The organism is Streptomyces sp. NPDC046335, assembly GCF_055587985.1.
The window spans coordinates 388,722-414,733 of record NZ_JBVJFF010000010.1; the positions used below are offsets into that span (position 1 = coordinate 388,722).

At 71.7% G+C, this 26,012-nt stretch carries 19 protein-coding genes; 3 read left to right on the forward strand and 16 right to left on the reverse strand.

Annotation, left to right across the window (positions count from 1 at the left end; genetic code table 11):
• Positions 1–395 precede the first annotated feature (395 nt).
• Complete coding sequence (locus ACZ6JY_RS25840) at positions 396–3,422, reverse strand: helix-turn-helix transcriptional regulator (RefSeq protein WP_469199318.1); 3,027 nt, start codon at positions 3,420–3,422, stop codon at positions 396–398.
• A gap of 299 nt (positions 3,423–3,721) precedes the next feature.
• On the opposite strand from ACZ6JY_RS25840, the gene ACZ6JY_RS25845 reads away from it, so the two are divergent.
• Positions 3,722–5,158 carry a lipase maturation factor family protein gene (locus ACZ6JY_RS25845; protein WP_469199320.1) on the forward strand — a complete coding sequence of 479 codons (1,437 nt, stop codon included), beginning with the start codon at positions 3,722–3,724 and terminating at the stop codon, positions 5,156–5,158.
• On the opposite strand, the gene ACZ6JY_RS25850 is transcribed toward ACZ6JY_RS25845, so the two are convergent.
• Genes ACZ6JY_RS25850 through ACZ6JY_RS25885 form a run of 8 tightly spaced genes read right to left on the reverse strand, consistent with a single transcriptional unit; the run spans position 5,137 to position 13,238 of the window.
• Positions 5,137–6,009: an amidohydrolase family protein gene (locus tag ACZ6JY_RS25850; protein ID WP_469199322.1), complete on the reverse strand. Its 873-nt coding sequence runs from the start codon at positions 6,007–6,009 to the stop codon at positions 5,137–5,139. The two genes, ACZ6JY_RS25845 and ACZ6JY_RS25850, sit on opposite strands and share 22 nt — an antisense overlap.
• A complete protein-coding gene (locus tag ACZ6JY_RS25855; protein WP_469199324.1) occupies positions 6,006–6,320 on the reverse strand; it encodes an L-rhamnose mutarotase in 315 nt (104 codons plus the stop codon). The genes ACZ6JY_RS25850 and ACZ6JY_RS25855 overlap by 4 nt, the downstream gene beginning before the upstream one ends.
• Positions 6,317–7,333: an aldo/keto reductase gene (locus ACZ6JY_RS25860; RefSeq protein WP_469199326.1), complete on the reverse strand. Its 1,017-nt coding sequence runs from the start codon at positions 7,331–7,333 to the stop codon at positions 6,317–6,319. Before ACZ6JY_RS25860 ends, ACZ6JY_RS25855 begins: the two co-directional genes overlap by 4 nt.
• Positions 7,330–8,085 (reverse strand): SDR family NAD(P)-dependent oxidoreductase, encoded by a 756-nt coding sequence (locus tag ACZ6JY_RS25865; RefSeq protein WP_469199328.1) that lies wholly within the window; start codon positions 8,083–8,085, stop codon positions 7,330–7,332. The genes ACZ6JY_RS25860 and ACZ6JY_RS25865 overlap by 4 nt, the downstream gene beginning before the upstream one ends.
• Positions 8,082–9,452, reverse strand: coding sequence for an L-fuconate dehydratase (locus ACZ6JY_RS25870; protein ID WP_469199330.1), 1,371 nt, complete (start codon positions 9,450–9,452; stop codon positions 8,082–8,084). Before ACZ6JY_RS25870 ends, ACZ6JY_RS25865 begins: the two co-directional genes overlap by 4 nt.
• Positions 9,453–9,500: 48 nt before the next feature.
• Complete coding sequence (locus ACZ6JY_RS25875) at positions 9,501–10,544, reverse strand: ABC transporter permease (protein WP_469199332.1); 1,044 nt, start codon at positions 10,542–10,544, stop codon at positions 9,501–9,503.
• Entirely contained in the window at positions 10,537–12,144 is a 1,608-nt protein-coding gene (locus ACZ6JY_RS25880) for a sugar ABC transporter ATP-binding protein (RefSeq protein ID WP_469199335.1), read from the reverse strand. The genes ACZ6JY_RS25875 and ACZ6JY_RS25880 overlap by 8 nt, the downstream gene beginning before the upstream one ends.
• Before the next feature lie 11 nt (positions 12,145–12,155).
• On the reverse strand, positions 12,156–13,238 hold the full coding sequence (locus ACZ6JY_RS25885; RefSeq protein WP_469199337.1) for a sugar ABC transporter substrate-binding protein: 1,083 nt from the start codon (positions 13,236–13,238) through the stop codon (positions 12,156–12,158).
• Positions 13,239–13,439: 201 nt separating this feature from the next.
• Between ACZ6JY_RS25885 and ACZ6JY_RS25890 the strand changes: the two genes are divergently transcribed.
• Complete coding sequence (locus tag ACZ6JY_RS25890; protein WP_469199339.1) at positions 13,440–14,141, forward strand: FadR/GntR family transcriptional regulator; 702 nt, start codon at positions 13,440–13,442, stop codon at positions 14,139–14,141.
• 25 nt (positions 14,142–14,166) lie between these two features.
• Here ACZ6JY_RS25890 and ACZ6JY_RS25895 read toward each other — a convergent pair whose 3' ends face one another.
• The 5 genes from ACZ6JY_RS25895 to ACZ6JY_RS25915 form a co-directional block, all read right to left on the reverse strand.
• Positions 14,167–17,196, reverse strand: a complete 3,030-nt coding sequence (locus ACZ6JY_RS25895; RefSeq protein ID WP_469199341.1) for an alpha-mannosidase — start codon at positions 17,194–17,196, stop codon at positions 14,167–14,169.
• A 112-nt stretch (positions 17,197–17,308) separates the two neighbouring features.
• The gene (locus ACZ6JY_RS25900; protein WP_469199343.1) at positions 17,309–18,562 is read right to left on the reverse strand and encodes a glycoside hydrolase 5 family protein; all 1,254 of its coding nucleotides are present in this window, start codon (positions 18,560–18,562) and stop codon (positions 17,309–17,311) included.
• A 59-nt stretch (positions 18,563–18,621) separates the two neighbouring features.
• Complete coding sequence (locus tag ACZ6JY_RS25905) at positions 18,622–19,545, reverse strand: carbohydrate ABC transporter permease (RefSeq protein ID WP_469199345.1); 924 nt, start codon at positions 19,543–19,545, stop codon at positions 18,622–18,624.
• Positions 19,542–20,501 carry a carbohydrate ABC transporter permease gene (locus ACZ6JY_RS25910; RefSeq protein ID WP_469199347.1) on the reverse strand — a complete coding sequence of 320 codons (960 nt, stop codon included), beginning with the start codon at positions 20,499–20,501 and terminating at the stop codon, positions 19,542–19,544. The genes ACZ6JY_RS25905 and ACZ6JY_RS25910 overlap by 4 nt, the downstream gene beginning before the upstream one ends.
• 41 nt (positions 20,502–20,542) lie before the next feature.
• Complete coding sequence (locus ACZ6JY_RS25915) at positions 20,543–21,841, reverse strand: extracellular solute-binding protein (protein ID WP_469199349.1); 1,299 nt, start codon at positions 21,839–21,841, stop codon at positions 20,543–20,545.
• Positions 21,842–22,146: 305 nt separating this feature from the next.
• Here ACZ6JY_RS25915 and ACZ6JY_RS25920 point away from each other — a divergent pair, with 305 nt between their 5' ends.
• Positions 22,147–23,160: a LacI family DNA-binding transcriptional regulator gene (locus ACZ6JY_RS25920; RefSeq protein ID WP_469199351.1), complete on the forward strand. Its 1,014-nt coding sequence runs from the start codon at positions 22,147–22,149 to the stop codon at positions 23,158–23,160.
• Between the two features lie 12 nt (positions 23,161–23,172).
• Here ACZ6JY_RS25920 and ACZ6JY_RS25925 read toward each other — a convergent pair whose 3' ends face one another.
• Both ACZ6JY_RS25925 and ACZ6JY_RS25930 read right to left on the reverse strand, forming a co-directional pair.
• Positions 23,173–24,084 carry a nitroreductase/quinone reductase family protein gene (locus tag ACZ6JY_RS25925; RefSeq protein ID WP_469199353.1) on the reverse strand — a complete coding sequence of 304 codons (912 nt, stop codon included), beginning with the start codon at positions 24,082–24,084 and terminating at the stop codon, positions 23,173–23,175.
• A gap of 350 nt (positions 24,085–24,434) precedes the next feature.
• Complete coding sequence (locus tag ACZ6JY_RS25930) at positions 24,435–26,006, reverse strand: alpha-L-fucosidase (RefSeq protein WP_469199355.1); 1,572 nt, start codon at positions 26,004–26,006, stop codon at positions 24,435–24,437.
• Positions 26,007–26,012 lie beyond the last annotated feature (6 nt).

A 26,012-nucleotide genomic window follows, 5' to 3' on the forward strand; every position in this document is an offset into this window, starting at 1 on the left:
CCGCCACCCCTACACACCCCTACCGGACGGCACTTCGGCGCTCATACGGCCAGGGGCGCGCCCCATGAGCGGCAGGGCGAGGTCGCAGCGCGCGCGGGGGTGCGCGGGGCGGACGATCACCGGCGCACGGCGGATCGGCGGAGCCGAATTCACGCGGTGACGCCCCGGGGCATTCAGCGGGATTCCACGGGACTACCCGGTACTCCACGGCAGGAGTGCCGTGGTATTTCCCCATTGAATTCGCGTGTTCCTGTCCGGCCGCGGAATGCGTTCAAGGCCTTTGGGACGCTCTTCGGGCGAGCGCGGGCGTGGGGCGTCCGCCGCGGCGGTCACAGGTCTTCGGACCGCCCTGTGACCGGCCGCCGCGTAGAAACGGGACCGTGCCCGATCCCCGTCTACCCCACATGCAGCCGGTCGCGGTCGTCGCGGGCCGGGCCGAGCTTCGCCGCGAGCTCCTCGCGCCGCTGGACGGCGAGCTTCCGGTAGGCGCGCGTCAGATGCTGCTCGACGGTGCTGATGGTGATGCAGAGCTTGTCGGCGATCTGGCGGTTGGTGTGACCCTGGACGGCGAGCGTGGCCACCCTCAGCTCGGCGTTGCTGAGCTCATCGGGGTGGCGGCGGCCGCCCGGGGGCCACGGCTGTTCGGCGGGCGCCGGGTTTCCCGCGTCGGCGGGCCGAGCGGCCCTCGGCACCGGCACCCCGCACTCCCCGGCGAGCTGCTGCGCCTTGCGGGCCAGGGCGCGCGCCTGGCCGCTCTTGCCGAGCTCACGCTGGGCGCGCGCCGACTCCTCGGTGGCGCGGCTCAGGTCGAGCCGGTAGCCGCGCTCCCGCAGGATCTCGATGGCCTCGCCGAGCAGCGGCGGCCTGCGGGCGGCGCTCAGGGTGTTCGCGAGCGCCCGCAGGGAGGTGGCGCGGGCCCAGCCCTTGCCCCGTCCTGCCAGGGCGAGTTGCTCCTCGGCGAGGGCGCGGGCGCGGTCGGGTTCGCCGAGGCGCAGATGAGCCTCGGCGGCGTCCGTGCGCCAGGGCACGAGCGCTGGCAGGTCGTACTCCCAGCGCGTCATGAGGTCCCCGCAGGTGAGGAAGTCGTCGAGGGCCGCGTACGGGCGCCCGGCGGCGAGGTAGTGGTGGCCGCGCGCCCGCAGGTACAGCAGTCCGGCGGGGGTCTGGAACGCCGGTTCGGGTACGGGGACGCTCAGCCTGGCCGCGGCCTCGTCGAGGCGGCCAAGGGCGGTCAGCGCGGAGACCGAGGTGGCGAGGGGCGAGGCGACGGCCAGGCCCCAGCCGTCGGCGGGCACCAGGGCGAGCGCCGAGCGCGCCGCCTCCTCGGCCGCGGCGAGGGAGCCCGTGCGCAGCTCGACGCGGGCGGTGGCCGAGGCGAGCAGGGCCTGCCACATCGGGGCGCGGCGCGCGGCGGCCTCCTGGCCCAGGGTGGCGCACCAGTGGGCGGCCAGGTCGAGGCGGTCGGCGAGGACCAGGGCGTTGAGCGCGACCAGGAGCGCGGTCAGGGTGCGGTCGCCGAGGCGGGTGCTCTGGAGGATCTGCTCGGCCCGCACCACCGCCTCGCCGTCCGCTCCGGCGAGGAGGGCCTTCGTCAGGGTCACCGCCCGCTCGTGCGGCCCGCGCGCCCGGCTCCGCGCGTGCCTGAGGGCCGCGTGCTCGGCTGTCCCGTGGCCGGCGGCGGCGTGCTCGGGCGTCTCCTGGCGCGGCGAGGTCGGCCCGGTCTCCATCGGCGTCCAGTTCCGTGGGGCGTCGGCGACGCGGGCCCCGGCGGCCGCGGCGAGCCCCGGGTACGCGTAGACCATCCAGCGGTGCGGGCCGTCCTGCCCGTACGGGGTGGCGGTCGTGCCCGGCCGTCCGCAGGGTTCGGTGCCGTCCCGTTCGGCGGCGCGGAGCACGCCGAGGGCCCGCTCCACGTGACCGAACCACAGGAGGTGCCAGGCGAGTTCGTCCGCGTGCCGGGGGTCGAGGCGGCCGTCGAGTGCCGCCTCGGTCAGCTCGGGGAGGTGCTGGGCGACCCCCGCGGGGTTGACGCGCCAGCCCGCCCGGGTGAGCGCGGCCCGGATCTCCAGGGCCTGGCGCGCGTCGGTACGGGAGTCGCGGGCGACCCGCAGGCAGGTGAGGGCGAGAGCGACCTCGTCGTCGGCGAGGGCACGCGCGGCGGCCTCGATGAGGACACGCAGCGCCCAGGGCTCGTCCACCTTCCGGGCGGCGATGAGATGGCGGACGACGACGGGAGCGGCGGCGCCGTGCTCGTGCAGGACCTGGGCGAGGCGGGTCTCCAGGCGCGTACGGTCCGCGGGGTCGATGCTCCTGAGCACCGCGGCGCGCCCGGCCTCGTGCCGGAACCAGCCGGCGTCGAGCAGGCCCGCCTCGTTCAGCGCCCGCAGGCTGCGGTGCGCGGACTCCCGGGTGCCGCCGAGGACCTCCACCAGCTCGGCGAGGGAGACGTCGGGTCCGGCCGCGGCCAGCGCCTCGGCGGTCCGGCGGGTGGCGGTGCCGCTGCGGTACAGGGCGGTCACCACGGCCAGCGCGAAGGCCTCGCCCGGCACCAGGTCGGCGCAGTCCGTGTCGGTGGCGCCCGAGGACCGGTGGTCCTCGATGAGCGCCCGGGTCAGCAGCGGGCTGCCGCCACCCGCCCGGTGGAGCTGCGAGACGAGCTTGCGCGTGCGCCACCGCGGCTCACCCGTCTCATGGATCATTTCCGCCACTCCTTGTCGCTGGAGCGGCGCGAGTCTGATATTGCGGCACCCTGACAGGCGCAGCAAATCGACGTGCAATCGCGTATTGGCGGACGGGAAGGAACTGTTCTCCGCGAGGACTACCAGAATGCGGCCGGAGTCGAGCCTGCGCGCCAGGTAGAGGAGGCATTCCAGCGACCGCTCGTCCGTGTGGTGTACATCGTCGATGCCGAGCACCACGACGCTTTCCCGCGATTTTTCGAGCACGATCCCGCAGAGCCCGGAAATCACGTTCAGTGCCTCGGCCGCCGGCGCATCCGCGGGCTCGGGGCAGGAACGCGCGTCGCCGCGCACACCGATGAGCCGTGCCGCACGCCGGGTCTCCGCCCCCGAGAGCCCGGCGCCGAGCAGCAGTTGACCCATGACCCCGAAGGGCTGGTCGCTCTCCGCCTTCGACGCTGTGGCCTGGAGATACAGCGCTCCGGTGGCGGTCGCCCGGTCGCCGAAGGAGCGCAGCAGCGCGGTCTTCCCGCTCGCCACCGCGCCGCTCACCAGAAGCACTCCGCCATGCCCGCCCGCGCACGAGTCGAGCATGCTGTCCATGATCGAATGTTCCGTACCGCGTTCCACCAAGTTCATGAGCCGACTTCTCCCCCGTACTTGACGGCTGATCCGCGAGCGGCCGGACGACCAGCTTGACCACATTTCCTGACTTGACCGGCGCGCTGCACACGACTGTGCCATATCCGAAAATCAACTACCAGCGTTATTTGACTCAATGCCATCTTATTACCGTCACGAACACGCCACACCCTAGAAAATCGGACGCGGCCACTCCATATGCGGCAGACCCCTTCGCACAATTGCCTGAAGACGAAATTCAGCGCCTATCCAGAACAAATGCGCGAGACGCGGAAAAGGACGGAAGGGGCAGCGGGGGCGCCAGCGACACGAGGGTCCGGCTCCGATTGGCCCGATCGGCACGACACCGCCGACCGCCGCCTGACCGGTTGTCGACCGCCGTCCGACGCCACAATGGAGGCGTGCAATGGTTCACGGCTGACGCGTACGGGTTGAGCCGCCTGGTCTTCCAGCGGGCTCTGGCCGTGATGTATCTGGTGGCGTTCCTGGGGGCCGCCCTCCAGTTCCGGGCGCTCCTCGGGGAGCGCGGCATGCTGCCGGTGCCGAGGTTCGTCGCGCGGGTGCCGTTCAAGCGGGCGCCGAGCCTGTTCCAGCTCCACTACTCGGACCGGTTCTTCGCGCTCTGCGCGTGGACGGGCTGCGCGACGGCGGTGGCGCTCCTGGCGGGCATCGACGGCCTGCTGCCGCTGTGGGGCGCGATGCTGCTGTGGCTGCTGCCGTGGGCGCTGTACCTGTCCATCGTCAACGTGGGGCAGACCTGGTACGGCTTCGGCTGGGAGTCGCTCCTCCTGGAGGTGGGCTTCCTCGCGGTGTTCCTCGGCAACGAAGAGGTCGCCCCGCCCGTCCTGGTGCTCTTCCTGCTCCGCTGGGTGCTGTTCCGCGTCGAGTTCGGCGCCGGGCTGATCAAGATGCGCGGCGACGCGTGCTGGCGGAAGCTGACCTGCCTGTACTTCCATCACGAGACGCAGCCGATGCCGGGGCCGCTGAGCTGGTTCTTCCACCATCTGCCGAAGCCCGTGCACCGGATGGAGGCGGCGGCCAACCACGTCACCCAGCTCGCCGTGCCGTTCCTGCTGTTCACCCCGCAGCCGGTGGCGACGGCCGCGGCGCTCCTCATGATCGTCACCCAGCTCTGGCTGGTCCTCTCCGGCAACTTCGCCTGGCTGAACTGGATCACCATCGTGCTCGCGGTCCCCGCCCTCGACCTCTCCGGCCTGCGCGCGCACGGGCCCTACCCCGCCACCCCGCTCTGGTACGAGGTGGTGGTCATCGCCGTCTCCGCGCTGCTCCTCACGCTGAGCCACCGCCCGGTCCGCAACCTTCTCTCCCGGCGGCAGGTCATGAACACCTCCTTCGACTCGCTCCATCTCGTCAATTCCTACGGCGCGTTCGGCAGCGTCAACCGCGTCCGCCAGGAGATCGTGGTCGAGGGCACGGCGGACGCGGTGGCGCGCGAGGACGGCGACTGGCGGGCCTACGAGTTCAAGGGGAAACCGGGCGACGTGCACCGCTGGCCGCGCCAGTTCGCCCCGTACCACCTGCGGCTCGACTGGATGATGTGGTTCGCCGGGCTCTCCCCCGCGTACGCGAGGGCGTGGTTCGGACCGATGGTGGAGCGGCTGCTCGAAGGCGACCGCGACACGCTGCGGCTGCTGCGCAGCTCCCCGTTCCCGGCCGAGGCGCCCCCGAGGTTCATCCGAGCCCGGCTGTACCGCTACCGCTACACGACCTGGCGCGAGCTGCGCGCCACGGGCGCCTGCTGGGAGCGCACGTACGTCCGTGACTTCCTGGCGCCGACCCGGCTGAGCACGTCTTCTCAGCCGCCGGGCAGGCCGTAGACGCGGCGGGCCGTGCCGGCGAAGACCTCGGCGCGCTCGTCGGCGCCGAGGGAGCGCGTCAGCAGCTCGGCCGCAGCCAGCACTTCGCCGTACGAGGCGGCGAGCAGACTGACCGGCCAGTCCGAGCCGAACATCAGCCGCTCGGGCCCGAAGGCGTCCAGGACCGTGTCCGCGTACGGCCGCAGGTCGTCCACAGTCCACCTCTCGTGGTCGGCCTCGGTCACCATGCCGGAGAGCTTGCAGACCGTGTTGGGCCCGGCGGCGAGCGCGCGGACCGCGGAGGCCCAGGGCTCAAGGGCGCCCGCGGCGATGGGCGGCTTGCCCAGGTGGTCGAGGACAAAGGTGAGCCCGGGGTGGTCGAGGGCCGCCCTGGCGCAGGACGGGAGCTGGTGGGGCAGCACCACGAGGTCGTAGGCGAGCCCCGCGTCGGCGAGGGCGGCGAGGCCCCTGCGCACGTCGGGCCGCAGCAGCCACTCGGGGTCCCGCTCGCCCTGCACCTGGTGGCGGATGCCCACAAGGCGGTGACCGCCGGGGAGTTCGCGGAGGCGGGCCAGGGCATCGGCCACGTCGGGGCGGGTCAGGTCCGTCCAGCCGACGACGCCCGCCACGAGGTCGTAGTCCGCCGCGAGGGCGAGGAACTCCGGGGTCTCTTCGGCCACCGTCACCGTCTGCACGAGGACCGTGGCGCCGACCCCGGCCGCGCGGGTCTCGGCGGCGAGGTCGGCCAGGGAGAAGTTCCTGCGCAGCGGCGCGAGGGCCGCGCCGGTGATCCAGTCCTGGTCCCGCACGGAGAGGTCCCACACATGGTGGTGGGCGTCGACGAGCGGGCCCGTCCCGCGCAGGGCGCTCACGGCAGCTCCCACACCACGGGGAGACCGGCGTCGGTGCCCTCGGCGGAGTAGTCGTGCGCGACGTCGAGGAGTGCGTCCATGCGCGCCTGCCAGGCGACGTTGACCGGCAGCTTCTCCAGTTCGGCGAGCAGCCGGGCGTAGTCCTCGCACTCCAGGAGGTGGAAGAGGTCGGTGCCGCTGCGCCAGATCGTCCAGGAACGGGCGCCCGCGGCGCGGATCGCCGCGATGAGTTCGGCGGGTACCTCGCGGTGGGCGGCGTCGTACTCCTCGACGCGGTCGGCGCGGACCTTGGTGTGCAGGGCGATCCTCATGGGCGGGCCTCTCCTGTCTCCCCGGGTACGGGCACCTCGTCCGGCAGCAGCCCTTCCGCGCGGGCTTCCCGCCAGAATCCGGCGGGCACCTCCGCGGCGAACTGCCGTGCCACGTCCAGGACTTGCCCGGGTTCGTGGATGCCGACGAGCACGCTCGCGACCGCCGGGTGCCCGAACGGGAAGGCCAGCGCAGCGGCGCGCAGCGTGCTGCCGTGCCGCTCGGCGAGGGCCGCCAGCGCCCGGGCGCGGCGCAGGAGGTCAGGCGGCGCCTCCGTGTAGTCGAACCGCGCGCCCGGCTTCGGGTCGGCGAGCAGACCGGAGTTGAAGACGCCGCCGATGACGACGGACACGCCCCGCTCCTGGGCCGCGGGCAGCAGTCCGGCGAGGGCCCCGTGGTCGAGGAGGGTGTAGCGCCCCGCGCAGAGAACGGCGTCGACATCGGTGTCGCGGACGAAGCGGGTGAGCATCTCCGCCTGGTTCATGCCAGCGCCGATCGCGCCCACCACGCCTTCGGAGCGCAGCTTCTCCAGGGCCGGATAGCCCTCCCTGAAGGCCTCTTCCTCGTGGTGGTCGGGGTCGTGCAGGAAGACGACGTCGACACGGTCCGTGCCGAGCCGCTCCAGGCTCGCCTCGATCGAGCGCCGCACGCCGTCCGCGCTGAAGTCCCAGACCCTGCGGTGCGTGGCGGGCACCGCGAAGCCGCCGTCGGCGAGGTCGTCGCCGCGCACCTCACCGACCGGCTCAAGGAGCCGCCCGACCTTCGTGGAGAGTACGTACGAGGAGCGGTCCCGGCCGCGCAGCGCCTCGCCCAGCCTGCGCTCGGAGAGACCGAGGCCGTAGTGCGGGGCAGTGTCGAAGTAGCGGATGCCCGCGTTCCAGGCGTGGTCCAGGGCGGTGGCCGCCTGTGCGTCGGTGACGGGCGAGTAGAGGTTGCCGATGCCCGCGGCCCCGAAGGACAGCTCGCTCACCTCGACGCCGCTGTGGCCGAGGGGCCGCCGGGCCAGGGCGTTCACCGGGCCACCGGCCGCGGGCGCAGTCCCTGCATGCCACCGTCGACGGCGAGCGCGGTGCCGGTGGTGGCGCCGGACAGGGGGCTCGCCAAGTAGGCGATGGCGCCCGCGACCTCGGCGGCCGTCACCAGGCGCCCGGTGGGCTGGCGGGCCTCCAGCGCGGCCCGTTCGGCGGCGGGGTCGGGGGCCGCGTCCAGCAGGCGGCCGACCCACGGGGTGTCCACGGTGCCGGGGTTGACGCAGTTGACGCGTATCCCCTCCCGTACGTGGTCGGCGGCCATCGCGAGGGTCAGGGAGAGCACCGCTCCCTTGGACGCCGAGTACAGCGCGCGCTGCGGGAGGCCCGCGGTCGCGGCGATGGAGCAGGTGTTGACGATCGCCGCCCGCGCCGATGAGCGCAGGTGGGGCAGGGCGGCACGGGTGGTGCGGACGACACCGAGGACGTTGACGTCCAGGACGCGGTGCCACTGGGCGTCGTCGTTGTCCTCGACGGTGCCCTGGGCGCCAATGCCCGCGTTGTTGACCAGGATGTCGAGCCCGCCGAGGTCGGCCGCCGCCGAGGCGACCGCCGCCCGCACCGAGCCGTCGTCGCCGACGTCGGCGGTGTAGGCGCGCAGCGGCTTCTCCACGCCGCCCGGGTTCAGGTCGAGGACGGCGACGTGGGCGCCGCGCTCGGCGAGCAGTTCGGCGGTGGCCCGTCCGATGCCGGAGGCGCCGCCGGTGACCAGCGCCTTGAGCCCTTCGAAGTCGGTCATGCGGCTGCTCCCTTGTCGGGTGTGAGGGCGTCGTGTGTGAGGGCGTCTTGTGCGAGGTCGGCGGCCCAGAACGTGCCGCCCGGGTAGGTGAACCCGGCGATCGACTCCGCCCGCATCGTCGCCGAGAAGCCCGGCGCGGTCGGGGCCGTGTAGTGGCCCTCGCGCATCACGACCGGGTCGGTGAAGTGCTCGTGCAGATGGTCCACGTACTCGATGACGCGGTTCTCGGTGGTGCCCGCGAGGGCCACGTAGTCGAACATCGACAGGTGCTGGACCAGCTCGCAGAGGCCGACGCCGCCCGCGTGCGGGCAGACGGGGACGCCGAACTTGGCGGCGAGCAGGAGGATCGCGAGGTTCTCGTTGACTCCCCCGACGCGTGCCGCGTCGATCTGGAGGACATCGATGGCGCCGGCCTGGAGCAACTGCTTGAAGACGACGCGGTTCTGCACATGCTCCCCGGTGGCGACCTTGACCGGGGCGACGGCCTCGCGGATCGCGGCATGGCCGAGGACGTCGTCGGGGCTGGTCGGCTCCTCCACCCAGTACGGGTCGAACTCGGCGAGGGCGCGCGTCCACTGCACCGCCTCGTCGACGTTCCAGCGCTGGTTGGCGTCGATCGCCATGCGGATGTCCGGGCCGATCGCCTCGCGGGCGGTGCGGCAGCGGCGGATGTCGTCGGCGAGGTCGGCGCCGACCTTCAGCTTGATCTGGGTGAAGCCTTCGGCGACAGCCTTGCGGGCGAGGCGGGTGAGCTTCTCGTCGCTGTAGCCGAGCCAGCCGGGCGAGGTGGTGTAGCCGGGGAAGCCGCGCTCGCGCAGGGCCGCCTCGCGCGCCGCCGCGCCCTCGCGGCCCGACCACAGCAGGGCGAGGGCCTCCTGCGGGGCGAGGACGTCGGCGATGTAGCGGAAGTCGACCTGCGAGACGAGCCACTCGGGGGCGGCGTCGGCCAGGAGCTGCCACAGGGGCTTGCCCGCGCGCTTGGCGGCCAGGTCCCAGACGGCGTTGACGACCGCGCCGATCGCCATGTGCATCACGCCCTTCTCGGGGCCGAGCCAGCGGAGCTGGCTGTCGCCGATCAGGTCGCGGTTGACGGTGCCGGGGTCGGCGCAGACCTCGTCGACGGCGCGGCCGATCACGTGGTGGCGCAGCGAGCGGATCGCGGCGACCTGGACGTCGTTGCCGCGGCCGATGGTGAAGGTGAAGCCGTGCCCCTCGATGCCGTCGCCCGCGTCGGTGCGGAGCACCACGTAGGCGGCGGAGTAGTCGGGATCCGGGTTCATCGCGTCGGATCCGTCCAGTTCCCGTGAGGTCGGGAACCGGATGTCGTAGGTGTCGACCGCGGTGATGCGGGCGGGCGTCGGTGACACGGAAGGCCTTTCCGGAAAGGGGCGGGGAGGCGGCAGGACGGTGCGGAGTCAGTCCTGGGCACGGCCCGTCGTGACGCGGGCGATCATCAGGGCGACCAGGATGATTCCGCCGTAGATGGCCTGGATCCAGAAGGACGGCACCTGGGCGAGGGTGAGCAGGTTCTGTACGACGCCGAGCAGCAGTACGCCGGTGAGGGCGCCGAACATGGTTCCCTTGCCGCCGTCCAGGCTGATGCCTCCGATGACGGCGGCGGCGAACACCGTGAAGATCATGTTCTGGCCCTGGTTGGCGTTGATCGCGCCGACGTAGCCGGTCTGCATGAGCCCGCCGACCGCGGCGAGGGCCCCGGCGACGACGAACACGCCGAGCATGACGCGCTCGACGCGGATGCCGGCGGCGCGTGCCGCGTCCGGGTTGCCGCCGATCGCGTACAGGGCGCGGCCCACGCGGTGGTACTTCAGGACGAACCCCGCGATGCCGAAGGCGGCCGCCGCGAGCCACACCGACAGCGGGATGGACAGGAAGGTGGAGGTGGCGAGGGTGTAGAACGCCTCCGGCATGCCGAACAGCGTCTTGCCCTCGGTGGCGCCGACGAGCAGGCCGCGCAGGACGATCAGCATGGCGAGCGTCACGATGAACGCGTTCAGTTTGAGCTTCACCACGAGGACGCCGTTGAACGCGCCGATCGCCGCGCCGACCAGCAGGATCGCCGCGAGCCCCACGGCGGCGGGCAGCTCCGTGCCGAACCCCGCCTGTGCGGCGGGCAGGACGAGGAGCGCGCCGAGCGCCGGCGCGATGCCGACCACCGACTCCAGGGAGAGGTCGAACTTTCCGGTGATCAGGACGAGCGATTCGGCGAGTACGACCATCGCGAGGGCGGCGGAGGCGCCGAGGATGGAGATGAGGTTGCGCTCGGTCAGGAACGAGTCGTTGAGGAGCGCTCCGAGCAGCGTGAGCAGGGCGAGGGCCGGCACCAGGGCCAGTTCGCGCGCGCGGCGCAGGGCGACGCTCTTCGCCGCGCGGGGCCGGACGCCCGGCCCCGCGGGGGGCGCGGCCGCCTTCGCGGCCGAGGGGGCCTTGATGTCAGCCATGGTCGTCTCCTCGTTGTTCGGCTGTCGGCCGGCGGAAGCTCGTCGCGCGCCCCGCGCCCCTTTCGGGGTCCGTGTCCGGGTCCGTGTCGGGGCCGGTCCGGCCCACCCCCTCGATCGACGCGATCAGGTCGTGGTCGTTCCAGCCCGCCGCGTGTTCCGCGACCACGCGGCCGTGGAACAGGACCAGTACGCGGTCGCAGCGGCGCAGGTCGTCCAGTTCGTCGGAGACGACGAGGACCGCCGTGCCGTCCTGCCGGGCGTTGTCCATGCGGGCGAGCAGGGACTCCTTGGACTTCACGTCGACCCCGGCGGTGGGGTTGATGAGGACCAGGAGACGGGGATCGGAGGCCAGGGCGCGGGCCATGACCACCTTCTGGGCGTTGCCGCCCGAGAGGTCGGAGACCGGCTGGTCGGGACCCTCGGCGTGGATGTCGAGGCGGTCGATCAGGTCGTCGGCGAAGCGGCGCTTGCTGTCGGCGGCGACGAACCCGTACCGGCCGAGACGGTCGAGGACGCTCATCGTGGCGTTGTCCCCGATGGACATGGAGAAGACGAGTCCCTGGCCGTGCCGGTCGCGCGGCACGCAGCCGACCCCGGCCCGCAGCGCGGCGCTCACGTCGCCGAACGGCAGGGCCCGGCCGTCGAGCCGTGCGGTGCCCGCCGTCGGCGTGTGCAGTCCCGCGAAGCTCTCGGCCAGGTTGATCTTGCCACTGCCGCTGGACCCCGCGAGGCCGACGACCTCGCCCTTGCGGACGGTCAGGTCGACATCGTCGTACGTCTCGCTGGTCAGGCCCGTGACGTCGAGCATCACGGGGGCGTCTGCGGGGACTCCGGTGCGGGCGACGGCCGCCTCGGCCAGGGCCTGTCCGGCGATGGCCTCGCCCGCCATGGCCTCGACCAGGGCGGCCCGCGGCAGTTCGGCGACGGGGGCGCTGGTGATCCAGCGGGCGTCGCGGAGCACCGTGACGGTCTGGCACACCTCGTACACCTCCTGGAGGTGGTGCGAGATGAACAGGAAGGTGACGCCGGACTCCTGGAGGGCGCGCATGCGTGTGAAGAGGCGTTCGATCTCCCGGTTGTCGAGCTGCGCGGTCGGCTCGTCGAGGACGATGAAGCGCGCCCCGAAGCTCAGCGCCCGCGCGATCTCCACCATCTGCCGGTCCTCGACCTTGAGGTCGGCGGTGCGCGCGTCGGGGTCGACGCGCACGTCCCAGGTGTCGAGGACCCCGGCGGCCTCTGCGCGCAGCCTGCGCCAGCTGATGAAGCCGCCGCGGCCCGCGGGCTGCCGGTTGATGAAGAGGTTCTCGGCGACCGTCAGTTCGGGGACGACGGTGGGCTTCTGGTAGACGCAGGCCACCTTGCGGCGCCAGGCGTCGCGGTCGGTGAGCGGCGGCGCGGGTTCGCCGTCGAAGCGGACGGTGCCCGCGTCCGGCGCCTGGAGGCCGGTGAGGATGGTGACGAGGGTGGACTTGCCCGCGCCGTTGCGCCCGACGAGGGCGTGGGACTCACCGGGCAGGACGGTGAGGCGGCCGTCCCGCAGCGCGACGGTGGGCCCGTACCGTTTGGCTATCCCTGACGCCTCGACGAGCGGGGCGGTCATCGTGTGCGCGCTCATTCGACCGTGTTGCCCCACAGCTCGGCGTCGTCGACGTTCTCCTTGGTGACCAGGGGCGCGGGGAGCTGGTCCTCCAGGATGCCGCTGGGCAGCTTCACGATCTCGGAGCCGTGGTCGGTCGGTCCCGGCTCGAACTTCTTCCCGTTCATCGCGGCCTTGATGTAGTACATGCCGTACTTGGCGTACGCGTCGGCCGGCTGCGAGACGGTGGCGTCGATCTGGCCCTTGCGGATGGCGTCGAGCTCCTGCGGGATGCCGTCGTTGGAGATGACGCTGATGTGGCCCTTCTCCCCCGCCTTCTTCAGCATCCCCTTGGACTTGAGCGTCTGGAGGGTGGGTGCGAGGTAGACCCCGCCCGCCTGCATGTAGATGCCCTTGATGTCGGGGTCGGAGTTGAGCAGGGTGTCCAGCTTGGAGGCGGCCGTGTCGGACTCCCACTTGGCGGGGATCTCCAGGACGTCGAGCTTCGGGTACTTCTTCTTGGCGCAGTCGCGGAAGGCCTTGGAGCGCTCGCGGCCGTTGACGGAGGCGAGATCGCCCATGATCTGCACGACCTTGCCGGACGTGACCTTCTTGCCGAGGTAGTCGCAGGCCTTCTCGCCGTAGGCGACGTTGTCGGCCCGCACCACCATCGCGACCTTGCCCTTCTCCGGCGCGACGTCGACGGCGACCACGGGCACGCCCTTGCGCTCGGCCTGGTCGAGGCCCGCGGAGACGGCGGCGCTGTCGAGGGGGGCCACGACGAGGCCCTTGACGCCCTGGTTGAGCTGGTTGTTGATGTCGGTGATCTGCTGGGACGGATCGCTGTTGGAGTTGACGGTCTTCATCGCGTCGACGTCCTCGGACTTCGCCATCTTCGGCACGTAGTCGTTGTACGACTGCCAGAACGGCGAGGTCAGCAGGGGCAGGATCACCCCGACCTCGCCCTCTCCGCCGCCCGCACCGCCGCCCGCCGCGCTGTCCTTCGTACTGCCGCACGCGGCGAGCGCGAGGGACGCGCAGGCAACGGCGGCCGCGGCGCGCACCGCCCGTGACGTCCGCATCCTGCTGGGCCTGTTGCGCACTGTCCTGCCGGCCATCTGACGGCTCCTCATCGCACGGGAATCGGCGAGCTTCGACGGGCTTGGTCACCTGCTGACGCGAATATTTATCAGACCACTTGGCGCCCACAACACCCCTCGGTGCCAAGTTTTCCCGTATTCAGGCCATAGTGGTCCGACCACATCTCTGGCTAGACTGCGCCGCACGCCGTACCGGTCAGGCCAGTGGAGGAGCGTTACGTGGACCAGCCCGCCCCGCAGAAGGGCACCGTGACGCAACGGGCCATCGAGCAGATCAAGGCGCTGATCGGCGAGGGCCGCCTGGAGCCTGGACAGCGCCTGCCCACGGAACGGGAGCTGGCGGCGCAGCTCGGCATCTCCCGCAGCTCCATGCGCGAGGCGATCCGCGCGCTGACGGTGATGGGTGTCCTTGAGGCCCGCCATGGTTCGGGCATCTACGTCACGCAGTTGGAGGCCGAAGACCTCCTGGAGACCTTCGGGGTGGTGGCCGACTTCTCGCGCGGGCCCCGGCTCGTGGAACTCCTCGAGGTGCGGCGGGTCCTGGAGTCCACGGCGACCTCGCTGGCCGCGGCGCGCATCTCGGCGGATCAACTGGCCGATGTGGAGAAGCACTTGGCGGCGATGAACGCCACCGACGATCCCGAGGAGATCCTCGCCCACGACCTGGCGTTCCACCGCACGATCGCCCTCGCCGCGGGCAACGACACGATGGCGGCGATCCTGGACGGCCTCTCCTCGCAGACGTTCCGCGCGCGGGTGTGGCGCGGCTACCAGGAAGAGGGCGCCTTCGAGCGCACCCGCCGCGAACACGCCCGCATCCACCGCGCCCTCGTCGCCCGCGACCCGGAGGCGGCCCGCGCCGCCGCGGCGGCGCACGTGGGTGAGGTGGAGGAGTGGCTGCGGGCGCAACTGGACGGATGACCGGGCTCCAGTTGCGCCCTACGCCTCAGCCCCTGCTGAACCGCAGCGTCACCAGCTCGAACGGCCGCAGCCGCACCGCCACCGCACCGCCCGTGAGCTCCGGCGCCGCGGTGTCCGCGAGCGGACGCTCCAGCAGGTCGGTCACCGCGACCGAGGCCGCTTCGAAGCCCGTCGTCAGGGTGGCCCTGGCCCGGCCTCCGTGCGCCTCGTGGAAGCGGACGACCACGTCGCCGCTGCCGTCGTCGGCGAGCTTGACCGCCGTGACGACCACCGCGTCGTCGTCGACCGTGACCAGCGGCGCCACCTCGGAGCCGCCGGTGAGGCCGCGCTCGGGCAGGTTGATGCGGTAGCCCTCGCGCACCGCGTCGCCGATCGCGGCACCCGGCACCAGGGCGTGCCGGAAGCGGTGCACGCCCTGGTCGGTCTCGGGGTCGGGGAAACGCGGGGCGCGCAGCAGTGAGACGCGGACCGTGGTGGTCGTACCCGCGTCCTCGGTGCGGACCGCGCGGGTCACGTCGTGGCCGTACGTCGAGTCGTTGACCAGCGCGACACCCCAGCCGGGCTCCTCGATGTGCACGAAGCGGTGGTTGCACGCCTCGAACTTGGCGGCCTCCCAGCTCGTGTTGGTGTGGGTCGCGCGGTAGAAGTGGCCGTACTGGGTCTCCGACGCGTACCGCTCGGCGTGGATGTCCAGCGGGAAGGCGAGCTTGAGGAACTTCTCGGTCTCGTGCCAGTCGACCTCGGTGTCGATGTCGAGGCGCCGGCCCCCGGGTGCCAGCGTGAGCACCTGCGTGAGGCGCGAGTCACCGAAGGTGCGCACCACCCGCACCGACGCGCCCTCGCCCGCCGCTGCCTCCTCCGCCGCGACCTCGTCCACGTCGGTGAGGTCGGTGACGGTGTTGCGGTAGAACTCGTCGACGTCCCAGGCGTCCCACATGTTCGGGAAGTCGGCGTGGACCTGCGGCAGGTTCGCGGCCCGGCCCGGCGCGACGGTCTCCCGGTCGGCGACGAGATCGTACGCGGAGACGACCAGACCCCGGCCGTCGATCTCCACCCGAAGCAGCCCGTTGTCCAGGACGAAACCGCCGGACGCGCGCGCGGCGACGGCCGACCTCCCGTCCACCGTCGCGCGCCCGGCGCCGCCCGCGGGCACACCGCCGCGGCTGTGCGGCGTGGAGTTGAAGACCAGCTCGGCGGTGCCCTCACCGGCGAGGGCGCGCTGCGCCTCGTCGATGATGCCGGTCAGCTCCTGCGCGAGCGCCGCGTACGTGGCGCGGGCCTCGCGGTGCACCCAGGCGATGGACGAGCCGGGCAGGATGTCGTGGAACTGGTGGAGCAGCACCGTCTTCCAGATGCGGTCCAACTGCTCGTAGGGGTACGCGTATCCGGTCCGCACCGCCGCCGTCGCGGCCCACAGCTCCGCCTCGCGCAGCAGGTGCTCACTGTGGCGGTTGCCCCGCTTGGTGCCGGCCTGGCTGGTGAGGGTGGCGCGGTGCAGCTCCAGGTAGAGCTCGCCGACCCAGACGGGGGCGTTGGGGTACTCGGCCTCGGCCTTCCCGAAGAACTCCGCAGGCGTCTCCCACTGAACCGTCGCCGAGCCCTCCAGGTCCCGCATCCGCGCGGCCTTGGCGATCATCTCGCGGGTGGTGCCGCCGCCGCCGTCGCCCCAGCCGGTGGGCGCGAGGGAGTGCCGGGCCACACCCTTGTCCTTGAAGTTCTTCGCCGCGTGGGCGATCTCGCTGCCCTTCATCGAGCAGTTGTAGGTGTCGACGGGCGGGAAGTGGGTGAAGATCCGGGTCCCGTCGATGCCCTCCCAGTTGAAGGTGTGGTGCGGGAAGCGGTTGGTCTGCGACCACGAGATCTTCTGGGTGAGCAGCCACTTGGAGCCGGCCGCCTTGATGATCTGCGGAAGACCCGCGGCGAAGCCGAAGGTGTCGGGCAGCCACGCCTCGTCGTTCTCGACGCCGAACTCGTCGAGGAAGAACCGCTTGCCGTGCACGAACTGCCGGGCCATCGCCTCGGACCCCGGCATGTTCGTGTCCGACTCGACCCACATGCCGCCCGCGGGCACGAACCGCCCGTCGGCGACGGCCTTCTTGACCTTCGCCCACACCTCGGGCCGGTGCTCCTTGATCCACGCCCACTGCTGCGCCTGGGACATGGCGAAGACGAAGTCGGGCTCGTCCTCGATGAGCGCGGTCATGTTGGACGTCGTACGCGCCACCTTGCGCACCGTCTCGCGCAGCGGCCACAGCCACGCCGAGTCGATGTGGGCGTGGCCGACGGCGCTGATGCGGTGCGCGGAGGGCTCGGCGGGGGTGGCGAGCACCTCTGCGAGTCGGTCGCGCGCGGCCGCGGCCGAGCCGTTCACGTCCTGGAGGTCGACGGCGTCGAGCGCGCGGCCGACCGCGCGCACGATGGCATAGCGCCGCCCCGAGTCCTCGGGCAGCTCCTGCATCAGCTCACCGAGGACCTCCAGGTCGATGACGAGCTGCCACACCGTCTCGTCGAAGACGGCGAGGTCCATGCGCGCCAGCTCGTACTGCGGTTCGCTGCCCGCGGTCTCCTTGTCGCCGAGCTGGGTGGGCAGGAAGGGGTGGTAGTCGAGGATGACGGGGTTGGAGGCGGCCTCGATGTGCAGCCGCACCTCCTCGCCGCCCTCGGCGGGGGCGGCCACGCGCACCCACTGGTTGCGCGGATTCAGCCCCTTCACCGGGGTGCCGTCAGGCCGGTACACCAGACCCTCGCACTGGAAGCCCGGCATGTTCTCGTCGAAGCCGAGGTCGAGGATCGCCTCGACGGTCTTCCCCGCCCACTCCTTCGGCACGGTCCCGGTCACCCGGAACCAACTGGTCCCCCAGGGCGCGCCCCACCGCTCCCCCACCCGGGTCGCCACCGGCTCGGCGGCGAGCCCCTCGGCCACGGGTACGGGTTCGCCGGGGGCGTTCCACACGGCGACGTCGAGCGGTACGGAGGCGGGATAGACGGCGGGCCTGATGCGCTCGTCCAGAACACGCTTGAGGCGGGCTTCGACGAGACTGCGGTCGTCATGCATGAGGGATCTCCTGGGGAGGTGCGACTTCTTCGGTGCGGGCCGGCCGGCTGGCTTTCAGCCCCTCCGGCGTTTGAGGAGCGGGGTCCGGGGCGGAGCCCCGTTCGTGACGGGGCTAGCGGACCTCCTCCGGAAGAACAACGGACGTGATGCCCCGCGCGGCGAGATACCCGAGATCCGCCACCCGTCCGGCAAGGACCACCGCGGGGCGCACACCGTCCGCCACCAGGCGGGCGAACGCCTCGAACACCGCTCCCCCCGGAGCACACTCGGACCGCCGCTCCAAGGCGTCGTCCACGACGACCGCGGTGGTCCGGGGCGCCGGGTCGTACGTACGGCCCCGCCACTCCGCGGCGATCCGCGCGACGGCCGCCCCGGCGGGCTTGACCTGCCCGGAATTGCTCAGGAGCCCCAGGCTGTACTCCAGCTCCGGAAAGTCCGCGAGGTCCCGCGAGACGTCGTGGGAGCACCACCACGTCACGCCCCACACGTCCTGGCAGTCGAGCGCGGCGGCGATCGTCTCCTCGGTGAAGGCGGCGGCGTGCTCGGCGGGAATGAGCGGGGCGGGAGCGCCGACCTCCTGGAGCCAGACGGGCCGGCGCGGGTCGTCCGCCCAGGCCTTGGAGAGCTCGATCATGTACGCCGCGTGGGTACGGGTGGCCGTGCCCGTACGCCCGTGCCGCTGCGCCGTGCCGTTGAACACCCAGGAGTGCACGGCGGTCACCGCGCCGATCCCGGCGGCCTGGGCGGGGGTGAAGGGCTGGTCGTCCTGGTACCAGGCGGCGTCGTACTCGGCATGCAGATGCAGCTTGCCGGGGGCGCCCTCCTCGCAGGCGGCGAGGACGGTGCGCAGCCAGGCGTCGGCCTGCTCGGGGGTGATGCGGTCGGGGTCGGGGTGGGGTCCGGCGGAGAACTGGTTGACCTCGTTGCCGATGGTCATGCCGATGAAGTTGGGCCGGTCGGCGAGCGCGGCGGCGAGCGTCCGCAGATACTCGGCCTGCCCGGCCACCACGTCGGGGTCGGTGAAGATGTTCCGCCGGTGCCAGGTCTGCGTCCAGGCGGGCAGGAAGTCGAAGCTGGACAGGTGGCCCTGGAGGCCGTCGACGTTGACGTCGAGGCCGCGCTCGGCGGCGGCGTCGGCGAGCTGGACGAGCTGCTCGACGGCGCGCGGGCGGATCAGGGTGCGGTTGGGCTGGAAGTACGGCCAGATCGGGAAGACCCGGACGTGGTCGAGGCCGAGGGCGGCCACCGCGTCGAGGTCGGCGCGCACCGCGTCGATGTCGAAGTCGAGCCAGTGGTGGAACCACCCCTGTGCGGGCGTGTAGTTGGCGCCGAAACGCGGCGTCCTTGCAGGCGGTGCGGAAGGCAATGCGGATCCTGGTTCTGGGGGAGGTGTGGCGCGGGACAGCCCCGGGAGGCCGGCGGCGGTCAGCCCTTGACCGCGCCCTCGCCGACGCCGCGGAAGAAGTACCGCTGGAGGCAGGCGAAGAGGACGATCAGCGGCAGCACGGCGATGACCGTGCCCGCGGCGACGAGGCGTTCGTCGTTGGCGAAGGTGCCGTGGAGGTAGTTCAGGCCGATGGTGAGCGTGAAGCGCTCGGGGTCGCTGAGCACGATGAGCGGCCAGAGGAAGTCGTCCCAGGCGCCCATGAAGGCGAAGATGGCGACGACCGCGAGGGTGCCCTTGACGGCGGGCAGCGCGATCCGCAGGAACCGCTGCCAGACGTTGGCGCCGTCCACGAAGGCGGCTTCCTCGATCTCGTAGGGCACGTTGAGGAAGGCGTTGCGCATCAGCAGGACGTTGAGCGCGGACACACAGCCGGGCAGCAGCACCCCGATGAGGGTGTTGTTCAGGCCCAGCTCCCGCATGGTCGTGAACTGGGCGATGATGATGCCCTCCACCGGCACCAGCATGGCCAGGACGAAGACGACGGTGGCCGCCTTGCGGCCGCGGTAGCGAAGCCTCGCCAGGGCGTAGCCGGCGAGGGTGGCGCCGACGCAGTTGGTGACGACGTTGGCGGCGGCCACCTTCAGCGAGTTGAGCGCGTAGTCCCACACGGGGATGGTGTCGGCGACCCGCTCGTAGTTGTGGAGGGTCGGGTCGGAGGGCAGGAACTTCGGCGGCGAGCTGAAGATGTCCTCGTGCGGGCCCTTCAGGGAGGTGGAGAGCTGCCAGAGGAAGGGGCCGATCATCAGGGCGAGGACGGCGAGCAGCAGTCCGTAGCGCAGGATGATCTCCCATACGGGCATCCGGCGGCCGTTCTCGTCGGTGATCCGTCGGCGGCGGGGCTTCGGCTCCGGACGCGACCCGTGTTCGACGGCCGTCGCGGGGGCCTTCTCGGTGGTGCTCACGCGTCCTCCTTCCGGTCCGCCCGCAGCACGAGCAGCATGAGCGCGACGGTGACGACGAAGACGACGACCGAGATGGCCGAGGCGTAGCCGACCCGTCCGGTCAGGCCGGTGCCGACGCGCTGCACCAGCATCACGAGCGTGGTGTCCTCGCCCGCGGGCCCGCCGGTGGGGCCCGCCATCAGGTAGACCTCGGAGAACACCTTGAAGGCGGCGACCGAGGAGAGCGCGCCCACGAGGACCATGGTGGAGCGCACGGCGGGCACGGTGACGGAGAGGAAGCGGCGCACCGATCCCGCTCCGTCGACCGCCGCCGCCTCGTGCAGCTCGCGCGGCACGTTGGCCAGCGCCGCCAGGTAAATGATCATGTAGTAGCCGAGGCCCTTCCAGACCGTGACGGCCATGGCGCTGAACAACAGCAGCCACTGGTCGCTGAGGAAGCCGATCTTGCCGACGCCCACCGCCTCCAGGACCGCGTTGACCAGGCCCCGCTCGTCCAGCATCCACACCCAGATCAGTCCGACGACGACGATCGAGGCGACCACCGGGGTGTAGAAGGCGGACCGGAAGAAGGTGATGCCGGGGATGTGCTTCTGGACGAGCATGGCGAGCAGCAGGGGCAGCAGGACCAGCGCGGGGACGACCACGAGGACGTACAGCGTGCTGTTGCGCAGCCCGATCCAGAACATGTCGTCGTGCAGCAGCTCACGGAAGTTGGCGAGCCCGACGTACTCGCCCGGCATCAGCGTCCGCTTGTCCGTGGTGGAGTTGATGAGGGTGCTGATGAACGGATAGAGGATGAAGACGGCGACGATTCCGAGCCCGGGGGCGGCGAACAGCCAGGGGCTGGTGGGCAGTTGTCGCCTGATCTTGGCGGGCCCGCGGGGCGCGGGCCGCTCGCCGCGCTCGGCGGCGACGCGGCTCGCGTCCGTGGTTGGGGTGGCGGTAGGTGTCTTCATTGCTGGCGTTCCCTGGTCATGGCTCGGCTCAGTGCCCGGCTTCAGCTCTGCTGGAGCAGCCGGTCGCAGTTCTTGACAGCGTTGTCAAGTGCTTCCTTCGGGCTTTCCTTGCCCTGGAGCGCCTTCGCGACGGAGTTGCGCAGCTCGATCTTCATCTGCTCGCTGAACAGCACGGGCGTGTAGTTCACGGCTGTCTTGACGGACTTGGCGGCGGCCACCCGGACGCGGGTCTCCTCCTTGCCGTCCTGCTCGGTGAAGTACGGGTCGTCGAGCGAGCCCTTGGTGCTGGGGAAGATCGCGACCTGCTTGGCGAAGTCCATCTGGTGCCGCGCGTCGGTGATGAAGTGCGCGAAGGCGACGGCGGCCGGCGTCTGCTTGGTGCGGGCGTTCACCATCACGCCCATCACGTACATGTTGTCCTTGCCGGTGCTGCTGATCTGCGGGGTGATGCCGATGTTCTTGTACAGCTTCGGCGCGTCCTTCTTGAACTTCTCCAGGTCGAGCGCGCTGCCGGGGTTCATCGCCACGGCCTCGGTGAGGAACTTCTTGCCGGTCGACTCGGGGGTGGCGGTCAGCGCCTGGCCGTCGAGCGCCTTGGCGTCGTACAGCTTCTTGTACCGCGTGAGGAGCTCGACGCCCTTGGTGTCGTTGAAGGAGAAGCCGGTGCCTTCCTCGTTCATCAGGGGCACGCCGTAACGCCCGAAGTCCTCGATGGTGGGGACGTTGGCGAGCGTGGCGATCTCCCCGTCGCTCTTCTTCGCGATGTGCAGGGCCTGGTCGAAGAGCTGGTCGTACGTCTTCGGGGGCTTGTTCTCGTCGAGGCCCGCGTCCTTGAAGAGGCGCTTGTTGTAGAACAGCGGCCCGGTGTTCAGGTACCAGGGGAAGGCGTACGTGCCCTTCGTGCCCGGTATCTGGTGGCTCTTCCAGGCGCCGGGGAGGTACTCCTTCTCGTACTTCCCCGCGGCCTTGTCGAGGTCGAGCGCGATGCCCGCCTTGGCCAGCGGGGCGACGAGGTCGGGCGAGACGTTCACGACATCGGGCAGCGTGCCGGCGGCGGCGTCGGCACTGATCTTGTCGGCGTAGCCCTCACCGGGCTGGTCGACCCACTTCACCTCGGTGTCGGGGTACTTCTTCTCGAACTCCGCGACCACGCCCTCGAAGTAGGGCTTGAAGTTGGCCTTCAGGTTCCAGGTCTGGAAGGTGATCTTGCCTTCGATCTTCCCCGAAGCGTCGGTCGAACCGCCGCCGTCGCCTCCGTCGCCACAGGCGCTCAGCGGCAGCAGGACAGCGAGGACGGCGCCCGCGGCGACGGCTCTGCGGGGGTTACGGGAGATACGCACGGTGAAACGGCTCCTTTGCTCGGCCCAGCGTGAGACGGCGGTGACTGCGGCCGTCAGAGCCGGTCAATCCACGCCGAGGCTGACCCTGCATCGCGCGGTGGCGCAAAGTCAATGGATTCGTGGCAGAAAAATTCCACTTCGTCGCCTCTTGCTGTCAACTGGCCTGGTCAGGTGCGTGTGTTGTAAGTCTTGCGGCAATCGACTAATGCGCTTTAGAGTCACAGCGCTCAAGCGCATTAGTGCACGGGCGCCAGGAAAGGGGCAACGGGGTGCAAGGCAAGCGGTCACCTGCGCGCAGGCCGACCATGAAGGACATCGCGCGCCGCGCGGGGGTGTCCGAGAGCGCCGTCTCCTTCGCGCTCAACGACCGGCCCGGCGTCTCCGACATCACCAGGGACCGGGTCCGCAGGGTCGCCGAACAGCTCGGCTGGCGGCCGAGCACCGCCGCGCGCGCCCTGTCCGGCGAGGGCTCGGCGACGGTGGGCCTGGTGGTGGCGCGCCCGGCGGCGACGCTGGGCGTCGACTCGTTCTTCCTCCAGCTCATCTCGGGCGTCCAGGAAGTGCTCGCCGAGCGGCACCTGGGGCTGTTGTTCCAGGTGGTGGAGGACGTGGCCGCCGAGTGCGCGGTCTACCGGCGCTGGTGGGCCGAGCACCGGGTGGACGGTGTCCTGGTGGTGGACCCGCGCACCGACGACCCCCGGCCCGCGCTCCTCGACGAGCTGGGCCTGCCCGCGGTGGTCACGGGCGGCGTCCCCGAACCGGACGCCCGACACCCCTCGCTGTCCACGGTGTGGGCGGACGACGCCGGGGCGATGGCGTCGGTCGTGGGTCATCTGCACGCGCTCGGGCACCGCCGCATCGTGCACATCGCGGGCCTCGAAGGCCTCGCGCACACCGAGCGCCGCATCCGCACCCTGCGCGCCGAGGCGGAGAGCCGCGGCCTGTCCGGGGTCCGCTCGGTGACCACGGACTACTCCGACGCGGAGGGCGACGCCGTGACCCGACGGGTCCTCGAATCCGCCGACCCGCCGACCGCGCTCGTCTACGACAACGACGTCATGGCGGTGGCCGGTGTCGCCGCCGCGTCCTCCCTCGGCTTCGGTGTCCCTGCCGACGTGTCGGTCGTGGCCTGGGAGGACTCGGCGCTCTGCCGCATGGTGCGCCCCTGGCTCACCGCGCTCTCCCGGGACACGGTGGCGTTCGGCCGCACCGCCGCCCGGGAACTGCTCGCCCTCCTGGACGACGGGCCCGCGGCGACGGTGCAGGTGCCGCTGCCGCGGCTCATCGAGAGGGAGAGCACGGGGCCCGTGCGGCGGTAGCGGCGGCGCGCTCTACTCCCCCGCGGGCGGTACCGGCGGCCACGGCAGCCCCGCGAGGATCGGAAGCAGCGACTCCTCCTCGAAGTCGAGGTGGCGGGTCAGCTCGTCGGACATCCGCTCCAGTTCGGCGCGGAACGCCTCGGGGTCCGCGTCACCGAGGCCGGCGAGGAGTCCGGTGAGCTGGCCCTGGATGCGGGCGACCTCCCGGTGCTCCCGCGCGAGCCGGTCGAAGGTGTCGCGCAGCTCGGGGTGGTGGCCCGCCATCACCGGGAACAGGTGCGCGTCCTCACTGGTGTGGTGGAACGCGAGGGCGTCGCAGAAGGCCAGGCAGTGCTGGCGGATCTGCAGTCCGAGGCCCGGCGCCGGGGGTGCCCCGGGGCCCTGATGCGCGGCGAGCGCCGCGAAGTACGCGTCCGTCTCGGCCCGTACGTGCCGCAACTGGCCGCGCAGCCAGAGGTGCACCTGCACCATCTTCTCCGCGAAGTTCCCCGCCTCCTCGGGGATGTCGGCCTCGTGGGCGGGCCGCTCCAGGGCGACGACCGGCAGGACCCGGTCGGTGCCGGCCTGGTAGTCGGCGTAACCGGGCTCGGCGGCCACCACCCGCTCGAAGAGCAGGTCGCGGCGCTCCCCCTCGGCGGGGACGGCGATCGCCTGGAACTCCGCGCTACCGAGCTCGACGCTCACGGTGGGGCGGGCGAGGACGTTGTGGTACCAGTCGGGGTGGTGCGGCGCACCGAGGTTGGACCCGACGATCAGCAGCAGGTCACCGTCGCGGACGAAGCCGAGCGGGGTGGTGTGCGCCTTGCCGGACTTCGCGCCGGTGGTGGTCAGCAGGAGGAGTTCGGCGCCCTCGAAGGGGCCGCCGACCTTGCCGCCGTTGGCGCGGAACTCCTCGACGACGGACTGGTTGAAGGGTGTGGGCATGACGGTGTCAGTTCTCCGTACGGGTACTGGAACCGCGTCGGCACGCGCGGAAGTCGGCGGCGGCGAGCGCGGCGGAGGGTGGAGGACGGATCACGCGGAACAGGTCGGCGTGACCGGGGCGCGCGAAGGCGCGCTGCTCAGGCGGAAGCCTCGGGGTGTGAACTCACGACGTATCCATCGGCGTCGTCCTTGAGTGAAGGTGCTCGCCCGGCCCGCCGACCTGCCCACTGCTCTTTGGTCGGCGCCACGCGGCACGAGCACCATTACAGTCACCCGTTCCCGCCCCTGTCAACGCGCCCCCGCTCCGGCGCCTCTCACACCCGCGGTCACGCCTGCGGTCACACCCGCGGTCACGCCTCCGAGCGGTAGAGACCGAACTCCGCGACGCGCACGCGCTGCCGGGCGCCCGTGACCCGCAGCCGCCAGGTACGTGCCGTCACCGGAGCGGCCAGGGTGAGCACGCGGCTCGCGCCCACCGTGTCGACCTCGGTCACGGTGCGCCAGCCCCGGCCTTCGCGGACCTCGATGACCGCGTGCTCCAGTTGCTGGCCGTGCCGAATGTCCTCGGCGAGGCGGATGCGGTCGACCTCGCGGGCCCGGTCGAGAGTGACGGTGACCGTGCCGGCGTCACGGTCGTGCCGCGGGCGGGAGCCGCGCGCGAGGTCCTTGGGCAGCTCGCGCCGTATCCGCTCGCGGAACTCGCGCAGCCGCGTCACGTCCGCCTCCGGCAGCAGCCCCCGCCTGTCCGGCGGAACGTTGAGCAGCAGGACGGAGTTGCGCCCCACGGACCTGAACCAGATGTCCGTCAACTCATCGACGCTCTTGGGCTGTTGGTCCGCGTGGTAGAACCACCCCGGCCTGATGGACACGTCGCACTCGGCGGGCCACCACTGGAGGTACTGGGCGACGGAGCGCGCCTCGGCGAGCGCCTCGCGGCTGCCCTGGTCGGGCGCGTCGTACTTGAGGGCGTAGTCGACGCTGCCGTTGCCCGAGTCCTTGACGGGGACGACGCTCCACTCGTTCTCACGCGCGAGCCCGCCCTCGTTGCCGACCCACCGCACGTCGGGCCCGCGCACGGCCACCGTGGCGTCCGGGGCGAGCTCACGGATCAGGGTGTACCAGCTGTCCCAGTCGTACGTCTCCACCTTGTCCGGCGGGATGCGGCCCTGCGCCCCGTCGAACCAGACCTCGTCGACCGGCCCGTACTCGGTGAGCACCTCGTAGAGCTGGTTGAGCATGTGGGCGCCGTAGTCGGTGGCGTCGAGCGTGAAGGTCCTCGGGGCGCTGTCCGCCCGGTCGTCGCCGTCGGCCAGGGTGGGGATGGTCCGTGCGGTGCGCGCGCTGCCGTTGGCGTAGACGCCGTCGAGGTACTGGTTCTCGTCGGCGGGCGAGATGTAGACGCCGACCTTGATGCCGTACCGCCGCAGCGAGTCGGCGAAGGAGCGCAGCACGTCCCCGCGTCCGCCCTGCCAACTGCTGCTCGCCACCGAGTGCCTGGTGTAGCGCGAGGGGTACAGGACGAAGCCGTCGTGGTGCTTGACGGTGAGGATGGCCAGCCGGAAGCCGCCGTCGCGCAGGGCGCGGGCCCACTGGTCGGTGTCGAGGCCGGACGGCTGGAAGACGTCCGGGTCCTCGTCCCCCGTGCCCCACTCCAGGCCGGTGAAGGTGTTCACGCCGAAGTGCAGGAACGCGGTCTGCTCCAGCTTCTGCCAGGCGATCTGCCGTGGCGTGGGCCGCACCCGAGCGGCCTTGGCGACGAGCGTCCCGGGTGAGTCGTCGGGGCCGACGGGGATGCGGAACGACGGTTCGGGGACCGCCCTGCGCGCGGGCCCGCCCGGTGCGGCGACTGCGAGCGGCCCGCTGGAGGCGACGGCGGCCGTACCGACGGCGGCGGCGATGAAGAGGCGTCTGCTGAGAGGCATACGGGG